General features: G+C 65.2%; 15 protein-coding genes. 6 read left to right on the top strand and 9 right to left on the bottom strand.

Features of this window, described 5'->3' with window-relative positions:
* From GTZ97_RS03565 to GTZ97_RS03545, 5 genes are all read right to left on the bottom strand, one after another.
* Positions 1–2,334: a methyl-accepting chemotaxis protein gene (locus tag GTZ97_RS03565; protein WP_161649128.1), complete on the bottom strand. Its 2,334-nt coding sequence runs from the start codon at positions 2,332–2,334 to the stop codon at positions 1–3.
* Between the two features lie 50 nt (positions 2,335–2,384).
* Positions 2,385–2,927, bottom strand: coding sequence for a chemotaxis protein CheW (locus GTZ97_RS03560; protein WP_161649127.1), 543 nt, complete (start codon positions 2,925–2,927; stop codon positions 2,385–2,387).
* A 7-nt stretch (positions 2,928–2,934) separates the two neighbouring features.
* Complete coding sequence (locus tag GTZ97_RS03555; RefSeq protein WP_161649126.1) at positions 2,935–3,300, bottom strand: response regulator; 366 nt, start codon at positions 3,298–3,300, stop codon at positions 2,935–2,937.
* 71 nt (positions 3,301–3,371) lie between these two features.
* Positions 3,372–3,767 carry a response regulator gene (locus tag GTZ97_RS03550; protein ID WP_161649125.1) on the bottom strand — a complete coding sequence of 132 codons (396 nt, stop codon included), beginning with the start codon at positions 3,765–3,767 and terminating at the stop codon, positions 3,372–3,374.
* 84 nt (positions 3,768–3,851) lie between these two features.
* A complete protein-coding gene (locus tag GTZ97_RS03545) occupies positions 3,852–4,004 on the bottom strand; it encodes a rubredoxin (protein ID WP_161649192.1) in 153 nt (50 codons plus the stop codon).
* A gap of 137 nt (positions 4,005–4,141) precedes the next feature.
* Between GTZ97_RS03545 and thiD the strand changes: the two genes are divergently transcribed.
* From thiD to mpl, 3 genes are read left to right on the top strand one after another with little or no spacing between them, the layout of a single operon-like run.
* Positions 4,142–5,101 (top strand): bifunctional hydroxymethylpyrimidine kinase/phosphomethylpyrimidine kinase, encoded by a 960-nt coding sequence (gene thiD, locus GTZ97_RS03540; protein ID WP_161649124.1) that lies wholly within the window; start codon positions 4,142–4,144, stop codon positions 5,099–5,101.
* Complete coding sequence (hemL, locus tag GTZ97_RS03535) at positions 5,091–6,383, top strand: glutamate-1-semialdehyde 2,1-aminomutase (RefSeq protein ID WP_161649123.1); 1,293 nt, start codon at positions 5,091–5,093, stop codon at positions 6,381–6,383. Before thiD ends, hemL begins: the two co-directional genes overlap by 11 nt.
* A 4-nt stretch (positions 6,384–6,387) precedes the next feature.
* Entirely contained in the window at positions 6,388–7,776 is a 1,389-nt protein-coding gene (mpl, locus tag GTZ97_RS03530) for a UDP-N-acetylmuramate:L-alanyl-gamma-D-glutamyl-meso-diaminopimelate ligase (RefSeq protein ID WP_161649122.1), read from the top strand.
* A 48-nt stretch (positions 7,777–7,824) separates the two neighbouring features.
* On the opposite strand, the gene ugpQ is transcribed toward mpl, so the two are convergent.
* Entirely contained in the window at positions 7,825–8,619 is a 795-nt protein-coding gene (gene ugpQ / locus GTZ97_RS03525; protein ID WP_161649121.1) for a glycerophosphodiester phosphodiesterase, read from the bottom strand.
* A 230-nt stretch (positions 8,620–8,849) separates the two neighbouring features.
* Here ugpQ and GTZ97_RS03520 point away from each other — a divergent pair, with 230 nt between their 5' ends.
* Both GTZ97_RS03520 and GTZ97_RS03515 read left to right on the top strand, forming a co-directional pair.
* A complete protein-coding gene (locus GTZ97_RS03520; RefSeq protein ID WP_161649120.1) occupies positions 8,850–12,833 on the top strand; it encodes a DUF3683 domain-containing protein in 3,984 nt (1,327 codons plus the stop codon).
* Positions 12,830–13,288, top strand: a complete 459-nt coding sequence (locus GTZ97_RS03515; RefSeq protein ID WP_407926724.1) for an HIT family protein — start codon at positions 12,830–12,832, stop codon at positions 13,286–13,288. The genes GTZ97_RS03520 and GTZ97_RS03515 overlap by 4 nt, the downstream gene beginning before the upstream one ends.
* A 3-nt stretch (positions 13,289–13,291) precedes the next feature.
* On the opposite strand, the gene GTZ97_RS03510 is transcribed toward GTZ97_RS03515, so the two are convergent.
* A complete protein-coding gene (locus GTZ97_RS03510; RefSeq protein WP_161649119.1) occupies positions 13,292–13,945 on the bottom strand; it encodes a TetR/AcrR family transcriptional regulator in 654 nt (217 codons plus the stop codon).
* Between the two features lie 124 nt (positions 13,946–14,069).
* Here GTZ97_RS03510 and GTZ97_RS03505 point away from each other — a divergent pair, with 124 nt between their 5' ends.
* Positions 14,070–14,951: a metal-dependent hydrolase gene (locus tag GTZ97_RS03505; protein WP_161649118.1), complete on the top strand. Its 882-nt coding sequence runs from the start codon at positions 14,070–14,072 to the stop codon at positions 14,949–14,951.
* A 17-nt stretch (positions 14,952–14,968) separates the two neighbouring features.
* Here GTZ97_RS03505 and GTZ97_RS03500 read toward each other — a convergent pair whose 3' ends face one another.
* On the bottom strand, positions 14,969–15,427 hold the full coding sequence (locus GTZ97_RS03500; RefSeq protein WP_161649117.1) for a cache domain-containing protein: 459 nt from the start codon (positions 15,425–15,427) through the stop codon (positions 14,969–14,971).
* Positions 15,428–15,502: 75 nt separating this feature from the next.
* Positions 15,503–15,979, bottom strand: a complete 477-nt coding sequence (locus tag GTZ97_RS03495) for a chemotaxis protein CheW (protein ID WP_161649116.1) — start codon at positions 15,977–15,979, stop codon at positions 15,503–15,505.
* Between the last annotated feature and the right edge of the window lie 8 nt (positions 15,980–15,987).

Genomic DNA, 15,987 nt, shown 5'->3' with positions numbered 1-15,987 from the left:
TCAGGCAATCTTGAATCGGGCCACCGACTGTTGGAGTTCCTGGGCGATCCGGGACAGCTCTCGCACCAGCTGGGTGGTGGAGCGCGTGCCCTCACCGGTCTGCTCGGTCACGGCAAAGATGTGCTGGATGTTGGCCACCACCACATTGGCGCTTTCTGCCTCTTTCAGTGCCTGATCGGAAATCTCTTCAATCAGCTCGGCCAGACGACGCGACACGCGGTCGATGTCGTTCAGTGCGGTGCCGGCGGCGTCAGACAGGCGGGCCCCTTCGACCACACCTTGCGTGGAGCGCTCCATGGCGGCCACAGCGTCTTGCGTGTCGGTCTGAATGGTGCGCACCAGTGCAGCAATTTCGCGGGTCGCATCAGCCGAGCGTTCAGCGAGGCGCTGCACTTCTTCGGCCACCACCGAGAAGCCCCGACCGGCTTCACCTGCAGACGCCGCCTGGATGGCGGCGTTCAGCGCCAGCACGTTGGTCTGTTCGGTAATGTCGGAGATCAGCTCGGTGATTTCGCCGATCTCCTGAGACGACTCGCCCAGCCGCTTGATGCGCTTGGAGGTTTCCTGAATCTGCTCGCGGATGGTGTTCATGCCACCGATGGCGTTCTGCACGGCCAGCAAGCCGGATTCGGCCGCACTCAGCGACTGGCGGGCCACTTCGGCAGACTGCTGGGCCTGTCCGGACACGTCGTTGATTCGGCCGGCCATGCGCAGCACCGATTCGCCCGTTTCGCGAATCTCGCGCAGTTGCTCGTCGGAGGCGGCCAGCAGCTCGGTCGACGTGGCTTCCACCTGGCCGGTGGTGTCGGTCACGCGCTGCACGGTGCTCTGCACCTGCGACACCAGTGTGCGCAGTTCCTCCACGGTGAAGTTCACCGAGTCGGCGATGGCGCCGGTGATGTCCTCGGTCACAGTGGCCTGTTGCGTCAGGTCACCTTCGGCCACCTGTTGCAGCTCATTCATCAAACGCAGAATGGCCGCCTGGTTGGCATCGTTCACCCGCTTGGCTTCGCGCTCCTGGCGTTCGGCCTCCTGGCGCTGGAACTCTGCAACCTGGGCGCGGTGACGCTGGTCGGTCAGGAAGACGCGCAGCAGGCCGTAGGCCGCACAACCCGTGACCAGCAGCGACAGCAAGATCAGCGCAACGTTGATGCCACCGATGCCGGCCCCCTCTGCCAGCCGCGTCTGCACGGCTTCGAGGCCCTTGCGCAGAGGTTCGCTGTCGTCGATCACGGCCACCTGCGCGTCGCGAGCGGCCACCAGCCCCTGCAGCGAGCCCAGAATGAAAGACGCCTGCGCGCGCGTGTCTTCGAAAATCTTGAGCAGGTCTTGCAACTGCGCTTTGATGTCCGGATTGCGCGCTGCGGTGAGGCCGAGATCTGCGTTGCCGTTGAGCAGGCCCTCGGCCAGTTCCTTGAACGCGTTCAAGTCCTTGCCCAGCAGGAACACGGCCTCAGTGGACACGCCCTCCACCGTCAGAAACTCGTTGGCCGATTTGCCAATGCGCTGGGTCAGCATCACAAGCTGGTTGAGTGCAGCCGCCTCGGCGGCCGTCAGCGTGCCCCCCTCGATGCGGGTTGTGGCGATGCCTTCCGCCAGATCCAGCAACTCGGACGATTGGCCATTGACCTCGCGCAGCGCGGCGCTCACTTTGGTCAGCGTCTGCTTCTGATCCAGCACGAACTTGGCATTCTGTTCGGCACGGGTCACCAGCGGCAGCAGCGGCGTCAACGCCTCGGCCGCATCGCCGCCCAGCCGCGCAATCCCGGCTTCGGGGTTGCCTTCAGCCAGGCCACGCACGTTGGTGGCCAACACCTGGGCGCTCTCGGACACCTCCTGGAAAGCCTGATCGCGGCCCACCAGCGCCTGTGACACCGACTTGGCCAGACGCTGCGACTGCATGAGCGCCTGACCGGTCGCACCGGCCTGGGCTGCACGACGGTCGGCGGAGTTGACCGACAGCACCGCACTGATGACGAGCCCGACCACACCGACAGCCAAGGCACCCGCCAGCGCGCGCTGCTGCCGGTCCAGACGCAGATGGCCGATCAGCGGCAGGCCCGTGCGCGGCTCGGACAACGCGGCGTCCGGCGCCAACTCCGTGTTGCGGGCATCCAGGTAATCCGGCGGAAACTCGGATGGCGCAGCTTCCGAAATGATGGAGTCGGTCGACGCCGTCGTGGAGGGTGGAGAGATCGTGGACCCGGCAGACTGCGTGTCCACCGCCTGGGCGCCATTGGCCGTCACCATGCCTTCGGTGCTCAAGGCGTCGGGCTGAACCTCTTCCTCGTCCTGCTTCTTGCCCAGATCCTTGATGCGGCTCAGGATGCTCATGTGTCCACACTCCAAACGTTTGTTGCCACCCTGCGGGCCCTCTGGGCCGGTCAGGCGTCGATTCTCAGAAAAGCGTCGTCGGCCGACAGCGCGGCCAGATTGAGTTCATACCAGGTGCGCCCCTGATCGTCGCGCATGGTCTGCCCCATGAAGCCCGGCTTCTCGCCTGCCCCGCCCTGCGGCGCAAGCTGCAACGCAGCGGCGTTGCGCAGGCCCAGCAACCGGTCGACCCACAACGCGGCGTTGACCTGAAGCGCTGCGTTGAACGCCACGAGACGGCTCGGGTCGCGCCCTTCGGGCACAGCCGGCAACGCCGGCTGCAGGCGGGGCATGCCCAGGAAGCTGGCCAGATCGACCACGCCATGAAGTTGCCCCCGCAAGTTCGCCACACCCAGGAACCAGGGGCGGCTGTGCGGCACGGCGTGCAGCGCACTGGGGGAGAAGATCTCGCCTGCCTGATCCAGCGGCAGCAGGAAGCCTTGGCCGGCGATGTCGACGGCCAGCCAACTGCGCGCGGGCGCCTGCTGACGGGCATCCTGCAGCCGTTGCGCAAGCCGTTCCTGAAGGGCCTTGAGGGCTTCCTTGTTTGCCATGGGCGCGTCAGCCGAAGGCCTTGATCTTGGCCAGCAACTCGTCAGGATTGACGGGCTTGACCACGTAGTCGCGCGCGCCCTGACGCATGCCCCAGACACGGTCGGTTTCCTGGTTCTTGCTGGTGCAGATGATCACCGGCACATTGGCGAACTGGGGGTCGCGGGTGATGGTTCGGGTCAGCTGAAAGCCGTTCTGCCCGGGCATGACGACATCCATCAGGATCAGATCGGGCACCTCTTCCTGCAGGCGGCGCAAGGCCTCCTCGCCGTTTTCTGCGGTGCGGACCTGGTAGCCCTTCTTGCTCAGCAGTTCGGACAGCACGTGCAGTTCGGTCTTGGAATCGTCGACGAGCAGAATCTTCTGGATCGGCATGACTGGCTCACAAAGGTTGGCGCGTGCGCCCTGTCTCGGGTCTCACGCACCGTCTGGCTTGCGGTGAAAGCTCAGGCGGCGTGCTGGGCCACCGCCTGTAGCAGCTGGTCTTTGGTGAAGGGCTTGGTGAGGTAATCCTGCGATCCCACCATGCGGCCACGCGCCTTGTCGAACAGGCCATCTTTCGAAGACAGCATGATGACCGGTGTACGCGCGAACCGCGGGTTGCGCTTGATGATGGCGCAGGTCTGGTATCCGTCGAGCCGAGGCATCAGGATGTCACAGAAGATGATGTTCGGCTCGTGATCGTTGACCTTGGACAGGGCATCAAACCCGTCTTCCGCCAGGACCACCTCGTAGCCACCCTGCTTCAGGAATATCTCGGCGCTGCGCCGGATGGTGTTGCTGTCATCAATCACCAGCACCTTGGTGACAGGTCTGGCTTCAGCGTGATCGGCATCTGACACGGATGCGGTCCTCCTTGTGCACAGTCTTGGTGCGGCCCATGACGGACAAACGCAGGCCAGCGCATGCTGCCTGCGTTGTGCACATCACACCGGAACCATCTCGAAATCTTCTTTGCGTGCGCCGCATTCCGGACACACCCAGTTCACCGGGACATCCTCCCACCGGGTTCCCGGCGCAATGCCCTCCTCAGGCATCCCTGCGGCTTCGTCGTAAATCCACCCGCAGATCAGGCACATCCAGGTCCTCAGTTCGCTCACGTTGCTTCGAATCGGCTTGAATACAATGAATCCATTGTAGCCAGCCCACACCCTTGCAAATGCAAGGGTTTGTGGGCAAGGTAGACAGCTTTCTCACACGTTCACCCCATCCCCGCATGACCAGCCCCTCCGACGCCCCGGATGACACCCCCGCCACAGCCGACGCCGACGGCGGGGCCCCGGCCTGCGTGCTGTGCTTTAACGCCAGCGACCCCACGGGTGCCTCCGGGCTCGGGGCCGACATTGCCACCGTGGCGGCCATGGGCGCCCACGCGCTGCCCGTGTGTACGGGCGTCATCGTCCGCGACACAGCGGAAGTCTTCGATTCGCAGGCGCTGGACGCCGACCTCGTGGTCGAACAGGCCCGATCGGTGCTGGAAGACGTGACACCCAGCACCTGGAAGCTGGGTTTTCTCGGCAGCGCCGACGTGGTCAGCGCGGTGGCCGAAGTGGTGTCCGACTACCCCGATGTGCCGGTTGTGGCGCATCTGCCCAACCTCTCGTGGATGGGCGATGACGAACAGATGGCCTACCTGGACGCGTTTCGCGAACTCATCCTCCCGGGCACCTTCGTGTTGTCCGGCAACCACAAGACGCTGACCGACTTTCTGCTCCCCGACTGGGATGCCGAACGGCAGCCCTCTGCCCGCGAGCTGGCCGTGGCAGCCGCCGAGCATGGCGCCAGCTATGTCTTCGTGACCGGTGTGCGTTTGCCCGACCAGTTCATCGACAACGTGCTGGCTTCGCCCGAGGGTGCCATTGCGGGTGAGCGTTTCGAGCGCTTCGAAGCCAGCTTCGTGGGCGCGGGCGACACCTTGTCGGCTGCGCTGGCGGCCGTGCTGTCCAGCGGCACCCCGCTGGATGCCGCCGTATCCGAGGCATTGAGCTTCCTGGATCAATCGCTGGATGCAGGCTTTCGCCCGGGCATGGGCGGCGTCGTTCCGGACCGCTTCTTCTGGGCCCTCCCGCCAGGCGAAGCACCGGAAGACGGCGGCGCAGCTGAACTGGCCGCCGACCTCGGCGGCGACCCGAGTGATGGGAACCATCCCCCTACCCCCACCCGCAATGTCCACTAACGCCCAGCTGTTCGAACGCGCCCAGCGCGTCATCCCGGGTGGCGTGAACTCGCCTGTACGCGCCTTCAAGGCGGTCGGCGGCACGCCCCGCTTCATCCAGCGCGCCCAAGGCCCGTACATCTGGGACGCCGAGGGTCGGCGCTACATCGACTACATCGGCTCCTGGGGCCCGATGATTCTGGGTCACGGCCACCCCGAGGTGGTCGAGGCCGTCCAGAAGGCTGCGCTGGACGGCTTTTCGTTCGGCGCGCCCACCGAGCGCGAAATCGAACTGGCCGAAGAGATCCTGAAGCTGGTGCCCAGCGCCGAGCAAGTGCGTCTGGTCAGCTCGGGCACCGAAGCCGGCATGAGTGCCATCCGTCTGGCGCGTGGCGCCACGGGCCGCAACAAGATCATCAAGTTCGAGGGCTGCTACCACGGCCATGCCGATGCCCTGCTGGTCAAGGCTGGCTCGGGCCTGGCCACTTTCGGCCATCCCACCAGCGCCGGCGTGCCGGCCGAGGTGGTGCAGCACACCCTGGTGCTGACCTACAACGACATCGAGCAGATCGAGCAGGCTTTCGCCTCTCAGGGCGCAGACATCGCCTGCGTGATGATCGAGCCGATTGCCGGCAACATGAATTTCGTGCGCGCCAGCGTGCCGTTCATGAAACGCGTGCGCGAGCTGTGCTCGCAGCACGGCGCCATGCTGGTGTTCGACGAGGTGATGAGCGGCTTCCGGGTGGGTCTGGGCAGCGCCCAGGGGCTGTACGCGCAGCTGATCCCCGGCTTCCAGCCTGACCTGAGCGTGTTCGGCAAGGTCATCGGCGGCGGCATGCCGCTGGCCGCCTTCGCCTCCAGCCGCGAGGTGATGTCACGGCTGGCCCCACTGGGCCCGGTCTACCAGGCTGGCACCCTGTCAGGCAACCCGGTGGCCACCGCCTGCGGCCTGGCCACGCTCAGGCTGATCCAGCGCCCTGGCTTCTTCGAGCAACTGACCGCGCGCACCCAGCAACTCATGAACGGCTTTGTGCAGGCCGCGGCAGGCGCAGGCGTCACACTGACGGCCGACAGCGAAGGCGGCATGTTCGGCTTTTTCTTTGCAGATGAGCTGCCGCAGAACTACCAGCAGGTCATGGCCAAGGGCACGGACACCTTCAACCGCTTCTTCCACCTGATGCTGGACCAGGGCGTGTACCTGGCGCCGGCCATGTACGAAGCGGGCTTCGTGAGTGCCGCCCACACCGAACAGGACATCGCCGACACGCTTGCAGCGGCGGCGAATGCCTTCCGAAAGCTCTGATTCCATGCACATCCACATTCTTGGCATCTGCGGCACCTTCATGGGTGGCGTGGCGGCCCTGGCCCGCGAAGCCGGCCACCGGGTCACCGGCTGCGACGCCGGCGTCTACCCGCCCATGTCCGACCAGTTGCGGGCGCTGGGCATCGACCTGATCGAGGGCTATGGTGCCGACCAGATCGCATTGAAGCCCGATCTGTTCGTGATCGGCAATGTGGTCAGCCGCGGCAACCCGCTGATGGAGGCCATCCTGGACGCCGGCCTGCCCTACACCAGCGGCCCGCAATGGCTGAGCGAGCATGTGCTGCAAGGCCGCCATGTGCTGGCCGTGGCCGGCACCCATGGCAAGACCACCACCACCTCGATGCTGACGTGGATTCTGGAAGCCTGTGGGCAGGAGCCTGGCTTTCTGGTGGGTGGCGTGCCCGAGAACTTCGGCGTGTCGGCCCGGCTGGGCCGCACCGAGGCTTCAGGCGATGGCGCCGCGCGCCCAGTTGGCGGTTTCCCGTTCGTGATCGAGGCCGACGAGTACGACACGGCGTTTTTCGACAAGCGCAGCAAGTTCGTGCACTACCGCCCCCGCACGGCGGTGCTGAACAACCTCGAGTTTGACCACGCCGACATCTTTGCCGATCTGGCCGCCATCGAGACGCAGTTCCACCACCTGGTGCGCACCGTGCCGGCCTCGGGCCGCCTGGTGGTCAACGCCCGCGAAGAGGCACTGGAGCGCGTGCTGACCCGTGGCTGCTGGAGCGACGTGGCGCGCTTTGGCGTGCGCGGCGACACCCCGGGCTTCCGCGCCCGTGGCGAGCCGCATGCGTTTGACGTGCTCAAGGCCGGCGTGCTGGTGGGGCGCGTGGAGTGGGCCCTGATGGGCGAGCACAACCAGATGAACGCGCTGGCGGCCATCGCGGCGGCCGAGCACGTGGGGGTGGCGCCCCAGCAGGCCTGCGAGGCCCTGGCCCGCTTTGCCAACGTCAAGCGCCGCATGGAAACCAAAGGCGAGGTGCGCGGCATCACCGTCTACGACGACTTTGCCCACCACCCGACGGCCATCCGCACCACGATGGACGGCCTGCGGCAGAAGGTCGGGCCCGACGCCCGTATCCTGGCCGTGTTCGAGCCCCGCTCCAACACCATGAAGCTGGGCACGATGAAGGCCCAACTGCCCTGGTCGCTCGAAGAGGCGGACCTGGCCTTCTGCCACTCGGGCGGGCTGGGCTGGGATGCCCATGAGGCATTGGCGGAAATGGGCGAGCGTGCCGTGGTGGCCGACACCATCGACGCGCTGGTGGCCAAGGTGGTCAAGGCGGCCCGGCCAGGCGACCACATCCTGTGCATGAGCAATGGCGGGTTTGGCGGCATCCACGGCAAGCTGCTGAGCGCGCTGGCCTGAGGGCACAGGCCGAGGTGATCACCCGGCGGGCCCAGGGCCACCGACTGCTCAGACCGCGTCGGCCAGCGACGAAATCTGCAGGAAGCGCCCCGGGTGCACACCCAGGCGCGCTTGCGGCTCGAACAGATCCACCCGGTCGGTGATCAGGCCGTCCAGACCGGCCTCCCACAGCGTGTCGGCCCGATTGGACTCGTTGACCGTATAGGTCAGCACCCGGAAACCGGCTTCGTGCATGGCGTCGATGCGCTTGGCATCGAGAAAGGCGTGGTGCACCACCATGGCCACGCAGCCAAGTTGGCGCGCCAGGTCAATGCCGTCCACGAGCCAACGGTCCAGCAGCAAGGCCCGGGGCAACTCGGGCTGAGCGGCGGCCGCTGCGGCCAACGCGTCCACACTGAATGAACTCAACAGCGGCTTGACGGCCGCGCCGCCCCACAGACGGGCCACATGCTGCGCGACCACGCGCCCCGTGCGCGACTCTTCGCCCGGCGTGGGCTTGATCTCGAGATTGGCCAGCAAACCCAAGGCCTGAAGCCAGCGCGACAGCGCCTCCAGCCGCAGGAGCGGCTCACCGGCGTGCACGCGGCCATGCCAGCTGCCGGCGTCCAGCCGCGACAGGGCGTCCCAGCTGAGCAGCCCGGCCACGCCCTGGCCGTTGGTGGTGCGGTCCAGCTCGGCATCGTGCAGCAGAAAGGGCTCACCGTCCGCGCTGAGCTTGACGTCGCACTCGAACATCGCAAAACCGTGGTCCGCGCCCATGCGGAAGGCCGCCAGGGTGTTTTCCGGCGCCAGGGTGCCCGCGCCACGGTGCGCGATCCAGCAGGGATAGGGCCATTCCGACATGAAACTACCAACCAGTCAAAAAAGGTGGTTCAGCATAGCAAGCCACCCGCTCCCCAAAAGGCGCCACAAGGTGGACTGAAGTGCCCTTTTCCAGGGAAGGGCCAGGTGGCCTGCGGTACCATCTCGCCTCAGTCGCGAAATTCTCTCCCCACAGGCAGCACGCGCCAGCCGCGCCTGCGCCAGTTTCACCGTTTTTCCGGCCTTTTCCGGTTGTCGCGACTGGCGTCCTCATGAATGCACCCACCGAGCTGACCCACATGACCGCCCAGGCCGCCGACGCCCACGACGACGGCCAGCCCCGCCTGCGCGAGATTCCATACAACTACACCTCGTTCTCGGACCGCGAGATCGTCCAGCGCCTACTGGGCCAGCGTGCCTGGGAGGTGCTGAGCCTGCTGCGCACCGAGCGCCAGACTGGCCGCTCGGCCCGCATGCTCTACGAGGTGCTGGGCGACGTTTGGGTGGTGCAGCGCAACCCTTACCTGCAGGACGACCTGCTCAAGCACACCAAGCGCCGCGGCCAGTTGATCGAAGCCCTGCACCATCGCCTGGGCGAGGTGAACAAGCGCCGCAATCCGGCCGCTGATGCCGCCCGCGACAAGCTGGTGGGCGAACTGCTGGACGCCGCACGCCAGGCGGTCGACCGCTTTGCACGCAACTTCGACGAAGTCGCCGCACTGCGCGACCGCGCCACCAAGGTGCTGCGCAAGGTCACCCAGGCCGACAACATCAAGTTCGATGGCCTCAGCCGCGTCTCGCACGTGACCGACGCCACCGACTGGCGTGTCGAATACCCCTTCGTCGTGTTGACGCCCGACACCGAAGAAGAGATGGCTGGCCTGGTCAAGGGCTGCGTCGAGCTTGGCCTGACCATCATCCCCCGTGGCGGCGGCACCGGCTACACCGGCGGCGCCGTGCCACTGACCTGGAAGAGCGCGGTCATCAACACCGAAAAGCTCGAGCAGATGACCGAGGTCGAGCTGGTCAACCTGCCCGGCGTGGACAAGCCTGTGGCCACCGTCTGGACGGGCGCGGGCGTGGTCACCCAGCGGGTGGCCGATGCGGCCGAGCGCGGCGGCTATGTGTTCGCGGTCGACCCGACCTCCGCCGAGGCGTCGTGCATCGGTGGCAACATTGCCATGAACGCCGGCGGCAAGAAGGCCGTGCTGTGGGGCACCGCGCTGGACAACCTCGCTTCGTGGCGCATGGTCACGCCCGACGCCGAATGGCTGGAGGTGGTGCGCCTCAACCACAACCTGGGCAAGATCCACGATGTGGAGGTCGCCAACTTCGAGCTGCGCTACTACGCGGCTGACGGCAAGACCCACCTGCGCACCGACAAGCTCGACATCCCCGGGCGCGTGTTCCGCAAGGAAGGCCTGGGCAAGGACGTCACCGACAAGTTCCTGGCCGGCCTGCCCGGCATCCAGAAGGAAGGCTGCGACGGCCTGATCACCAGCGCACGCTGGATCGTGCACCGCATGCCCAGCCACACGCGCACGGTGTGCCTGGAGTTCTTTGGCAACCCGACAGAAGCCGTGCCCTCGATCGTCGAGATCAAGGACTTCATGTTCGAGGAGATGAAGCAGCCGGGTGGCGCCATTCTGGCCGGTCTGGAGCACCTCGACGACCGATACCTGCGCGCGGTGGGCTACGCCACCAAGAGCAAGCGCGGCACCCTGCCCAAGATGGTGCTGATCGGCGACATCGTGGGCGATGACGAAGACCGCGTGGCCCGCGCCACCAGCGAGGTCATCCGCCTGGCCAACGGCCGCAGCGGCGAAGGCTTCGTGGCCGTCAGCGCCGACGCACGCAAGAAGTTCTGGGCCGACCGCAAGCGCACAGCCGCCATTGCCAAGCACACCAACGCCTTCAAGGTGAACGAAGACGTGGTGATCCCGCTGCCGCGCATGGGCGAGTACACCCTGGGCATTGAGCGCATCAACATCGAGCTGAGCCTGCGCAACAAGCTCGCGCTGGTGGATGCGTTCGAGGCGCTGTTCAAGGCCGGCAACCTGCCGCTTGGCAAGGTCGAAGACCCGGCCGAACTCCCCAGCCCCGAAGCCCTGGCCGAGAAGGTCGGCTTCGCGCTGCAACATCTGCAGGCGGTGCGTGAGCGGTGGCAGTTCCTGTACGACCACCTCGACACCCCACTCGCCCAGGTCGGAGACCAGTTGGTGGCCCTGGGCTACGAGCAGCACCGCAACGGCAGCTACACGCCGGCAGTCGGGGACACGGTCTTCAACTTGTTGCAGACATGGTCCATCCGCGCCAGCTGGAAGAAAGAGATCCGCGACGAACTGGCCAAGGTCTTCAATGGCGCCGCGCTGGCGGCCGTGATCGACGAGCTCAAGCGCATCCACAAGCAGGTGCTGCGCGGCCGCGTGTGGGTGGCCCTGCACATGCACGCCGGCGACGGCAATGTGCACACCAACATCCCGGTCAACAGCGACAACTACGAGATGCTGCAGACGGCTCACGAAGCCGTGGCCCGCATCATGAAGCTGGCGCGTTCGCTCGACGGCGTGATCTCGGGCGAGCACGGCATCGGCATCACCAAGCTCGAGTTCCTGACCGACGACGAGATCGCCAACTTCACGGCCTACAAGCTGAAAGTTGACCCCGAAGGCCGCTTCAACAAGGGCAAGCTGCTGCGCGGCGCCGCCCTGAAGCAATTGGGCGACGACGTGCACGCGGCCGACCTGACCGAGGCCTACACACCCTCGTTTGGCCTGATGGGCCATGAGTCGCTGATCATGCAGCAAAGCGACATCGGCGCCATCGCCGATTCGGTCAAGGACTGCCTGCGCTGCGGCAAGTGCAAACCGGTGTGCGCCACGCATGTGCCGCGCGCCAACCTGCTCTACAGCCCGCGCAACAAGATCCTGGCCACCTCGCTGCTGGTCGAGGCTTTCCTGTACGAAGAGCAGACGCGCCGGGGCGTGTCCATCGAGCACTGGTCCGAGTTCGAGGACGTGGCCGAGCACTGCACGGTCTGCCACAAGTGCTACACGCCCTGCCCGGTCAAGATCGACTTCGGCGACGTGTCGATGAACATGCGCAACCTGTTGAGCAAGATGGGCAAGAAGAGCTTCCGCCCGGCTGGCGCGGCAGGCATGGCCATGCTCAACACCAACAACCCGCAGACCATCAAGCTGATCCGCTCGGCGCTGGTGGACGTGGCCATGCCCCTGCAGCGCGTGGCCAACGACGTGATGAAGGTGGTGGCGCGCAAGCAGACGATTGCCCCGCCCGCCTCGCATGGCCCGGCCCCGATCAAGGAACAGGTCATTCACTTCATCAACAAGAAGATGCCGGGCGGCCTGCCCAAGAAGACGGCGCGCGCGCTCTTGGACATCGAAGACAAGGACTACGTCCCCATCATCCGCGACCCCAAGCAGACCACGGCCGATACCGAGGCGGTGTTCTACTTCCCCGGCTGCGGCTCGGAGCGCCTGTTCAGCCAGGTGGGCCTGGCCACGCAGGCCATGCTGTGGCATGCAGGCGTGCAGACCGTGCTGCCGCCGGGCTACCTGTGCTGCGGCTACCCGCAGCGCGGCGCCGGCCAGTTCGACAAGGCCGAGAAGATGATCACCGACAACCGGGTGCTGTTCCACCGCGTGGCCAACACGCTGAACTACCTGGACATCAAGACGGTGGTGGTGAGCTGCGGCACCTGCTATGACCAGCTGCAGGGCTACCAGTTCGACAAGATCTTCCCGGGCTGTCGCATCATCGACATCCACGAGTACCTGCTGGAAAAGGGCATCACCCTGCAAGGCAAGGACGCCTACCTGTATCACGACCCCTGCCACTCGCCGATGAAGCTGCAGGATCCGATGAAAACGGTGAAGGCGCTCGTGGGCGACAGCGTGATCAAGTCGGACCGCTGCTGTGGCGAGGCCGGCACGCTGGCCGTGAACCGCCCCGACATCTCCACCCAGGTGCGCTTCCGCAAGGAAGAAGAGATCCGCAAGGGTGAGAAGGCGCTGCGCGAGCAGGGCCTGATCGCGCCGAAGGACAACGTGAAGATCCTGACCTCGTGCCCGGCGTGTCTGCAAGGCCTGAGCCGCTATGGCGAAGACACGCAGAACGGCTTGCTCGAAGCGGACTACATCGTCGTCGAGATGGCCAACCAGATCCTGGGCGAGAACTGGATGCGCGAGTATGTGGATCGCGCCAACGCCGGTGGCATCGAACGGGTGCTGGTGTGAGCTTGGCGTTGTCGGGTGGAGAGACAAGCAAGGTGCCCGGCTGCGAGCTGTGCGAACAAACGGGTGGCGTGCTCATCTTGCGTACGCCAGACTTGCGCATCATTCGTGCCGAAGACGCGGATCATCCCGCTTTCTACCGCGTCATCTGGAACGCACACGTGGCTGAATGGACCGATCTGCCGCCCGAACAGCGCAGCCAACTCATGCGGGCGGTGGCCAAGGTCGAAACGGTCCTGCGCGACAACCTCAAGCCCAGCAAGATCAACCTGGCGTCGCTGGGCAACATGGTGCCGCACCTGCACTGGCACGTGATCGCCCGTTTTGACTGGGATGCCCGCTGGCCGGCCCCTGTCTGGGCTCCGGCTCAGCGCACCGTCGCGGATGCGGCTGCCCGGCTTGCCGTGCCTTTGGCGCAACTTGACGCGCGCGTAGCCGACGCTCTCCAGACGCCCTGAGCCTCACGGGCGATGGGCCACGCCCCCCTCGGATGCCGCCTGCTGTCGCCTGGCCAACTGACGCTCCATGCGGACGTAATGGCTGACCATGTGCGCCAAACCATCCACCAGATCGTCATACGTCACCGGCGGGTTGGGATCTGACATGTGGCGGATCACGGTATACATCCCGGCATTGACGAAGATGTAGCTCATGGCCGCCAGTCGCTGCAGACCGGCGTACTGCGGGTTATGCAGCAGGTACTGCACAACGATGTCGCCCAAGGACCGAGACACATCGTTGAGCTCAAAACGCACATCGGCGTTGAACACCTCGCGGGCATACCTCAGGTAGCGCTGGTCGTCACGCAGCAGCAGCGCCTGCACGTCATACAAAAGGACCGGGATGGCCTCTGTCAACGGCAGCCGCACGATGCGCGGCGTCAGGGGCTGCAATACACCGATCAGGTCCCGTACAAAACGGGCCTGCATGGCCTCGTAGATGGCTTCCTTGTTCCTGAAATACTCGTACAACGAACCGACACTGACGCCGGCAATGTCGGCTATGTGCTTGGTGGTCGTTCCGGCCAGCCCATGTCGGCTCAGACTGATGAAGCCGGCCTCCACAATGGAATCGACGGTGGACTTGGCGCGCTGCTGTCGGGGAATGCGGGGCATGGGCATCGGGCTGCGGCGAGGGACACGTGATCCGAATTGAATCCGAACAAACATTCGGAACACACTGTCGCTGATTATCGTGCACGTCAGTCGTACGTGTGAGCGCCCAGCCGGAGAACCCGCCATGCCAGACACGACCACCCGCCCGCTCACCAGCGCCGAGGTCGGCATCCCGCCCCGCCATATCGATTTCCAATTTCCCCGCGATACCGAGCGCTATTTCTTCTACGACGGCAACCCATTGGCCAGCCTGCTGTTCGTCGTTTTCTCCGGAATCTTTCCGCCGGGCGAGCGGTTCTTCATGGAGTCGGTGCGCCACTTCCGGGATCGCATTCAGGATCCAGTGCTCAAAGCCCAGGTATCGGGCTTCATGGGGCAGGAGGCCCTGCACGGGCGTGAGCACGAGCGCCTCAACGACGTCTTCCGTGAACACGGGTTTGATGTGGACCTACCGGCGCGCTACGTGCGCTTCGGTCTGCGCCAGCTTGAGCGATTCTCGCCTCGCCTGCAACTGGCCTGCACGACCATGATGGAGCACTTCACCGCCCATCTGGCGGAGGAATGGCTGACCAACCAACGGCTGGCCGAGTCATCGAATCCTCAGATGCTCCAGCTCTGGTACTGGCACGCGCTGGAGGAGCTTGAACACAAGTCCGTGGCCTACGACGTGTTCGAGTTGATTGGTGGCACCCAGAAGGAGCGTAAACAGGCGGGTTGGCTGGTGGGCATTTTCGTCTTGCTGCCCGTGATGGCTGCCTGGTTGCGCCTGCTGATCAAGGAGGGGCAGCTGTTCAATCGCCAGGAAAACCGACGCGGCTACCAGGCACTCTTCGGCCGGAGAGCTTTGATCAGCAACGTACTGCGACACATGCCCAAGTTCTGGCGGCGGCGCTTCCATCCTCGTCAGCAGGTGACGGCTGCGCTGGAGGACACGTGGCGCACCCGATTGTTCGGCCCGCAAGGCGAGCTGACCAGTGTGTACCGGGCGCCCACCGCCAGATTCTGAAACAGACCGCCCGAGGCTTACTGGTACACGCCGCCGCAGACCACCGTCTCGGCCAGGCGCTCGCAGTACATGGTCTTGGGCTCGATCTTCTTGGTCTCGGGGTTGGTGAACTTGTAGTCCTGCCAGAACGAGGGCTTGGCCTTGCCCAGCTCGACGCGCTCCTTGACGAAGAGCTTGCCATCGATGTCTTTCAGATCGATCAGGTTCTTGCCAATCATCTTGTTGTTGGCACCGTGGGCGTGCACGGTGCCGTCCAGACCATAGACCACCAGGTACAGGTCTCGGTCGCGCCAGGTGGCATTGGCCTTGTCGCTGAACTCGGCGTAGGCCTTCTCCGGGCCGGCGGACTTCACGTAGGCCACGCCCTTCTTCACCATGGCCACGGCCTCGTCCTTGGACGCGCCATTGGCCCACACGGATGCCACGCCCAGCGCGGCCACGGCGGCCACACACAACTGCCTGACTGCTTTCTTCATGGGAAACCTCCAGTCCTCAGGGAGAATGAAACTGCCCGCTGAAGCGGGCATGAAAAAGGGCCCCACAGGGCCCCGTCAGTCGATGAGGCCCATGTCGGGGCTCATCAGCATGCTCTCGATGTCCAGCAGGATCACCATCCGCTCGCCCACCTGGGCCAACCCCCGGATATAGGTGGCGTCAATGGCCGAGTTCATCTCGGGGGCCGGGCGGATCGCTTCGGCGGGGATCTCCATCACGTCGCTGACCGAATCGACCACCGTGCCGATGGTGCGCTGCCCGATGTGCAGCACGATCGACACCGTGAAGCCGTTGTACTCGGCCGATTCGCAGCCAAAGCGCAAGCGCAGGTCAACGATGGGCACGATCGTGCCGCGCAGGTTCATCACACCCTTGAGAAAGTGCGGCGCGTTGGCGATGCGGGTCGGGTTCTCATAGCCGCGGATCTCCTGCACTTTCAGGATATCGATGCCGTACTCTTCATTGCCCAGACGGAAGGTCAGGTACTCGCGCGCCAGATCCGCCTGCACATCCAGTTTTTCCATCATGCCCATGGCTTGCA

This window comes from Aquabacterium fontiphilum (genome assembly GCF_009909205.1).
Classification (GTDB): domain Bacteria; phylum Pseudomonadota; class Gammaproteobacteria; order Burkholderiales; family Burkholderiaceae_C; genus Aquabacterium; species Aquabacterium fontiphilum.
Note: the sequence above shows the minus strand (reverse complement) of the source record. Positions and strands in the feature narration are given on the sequence as shown.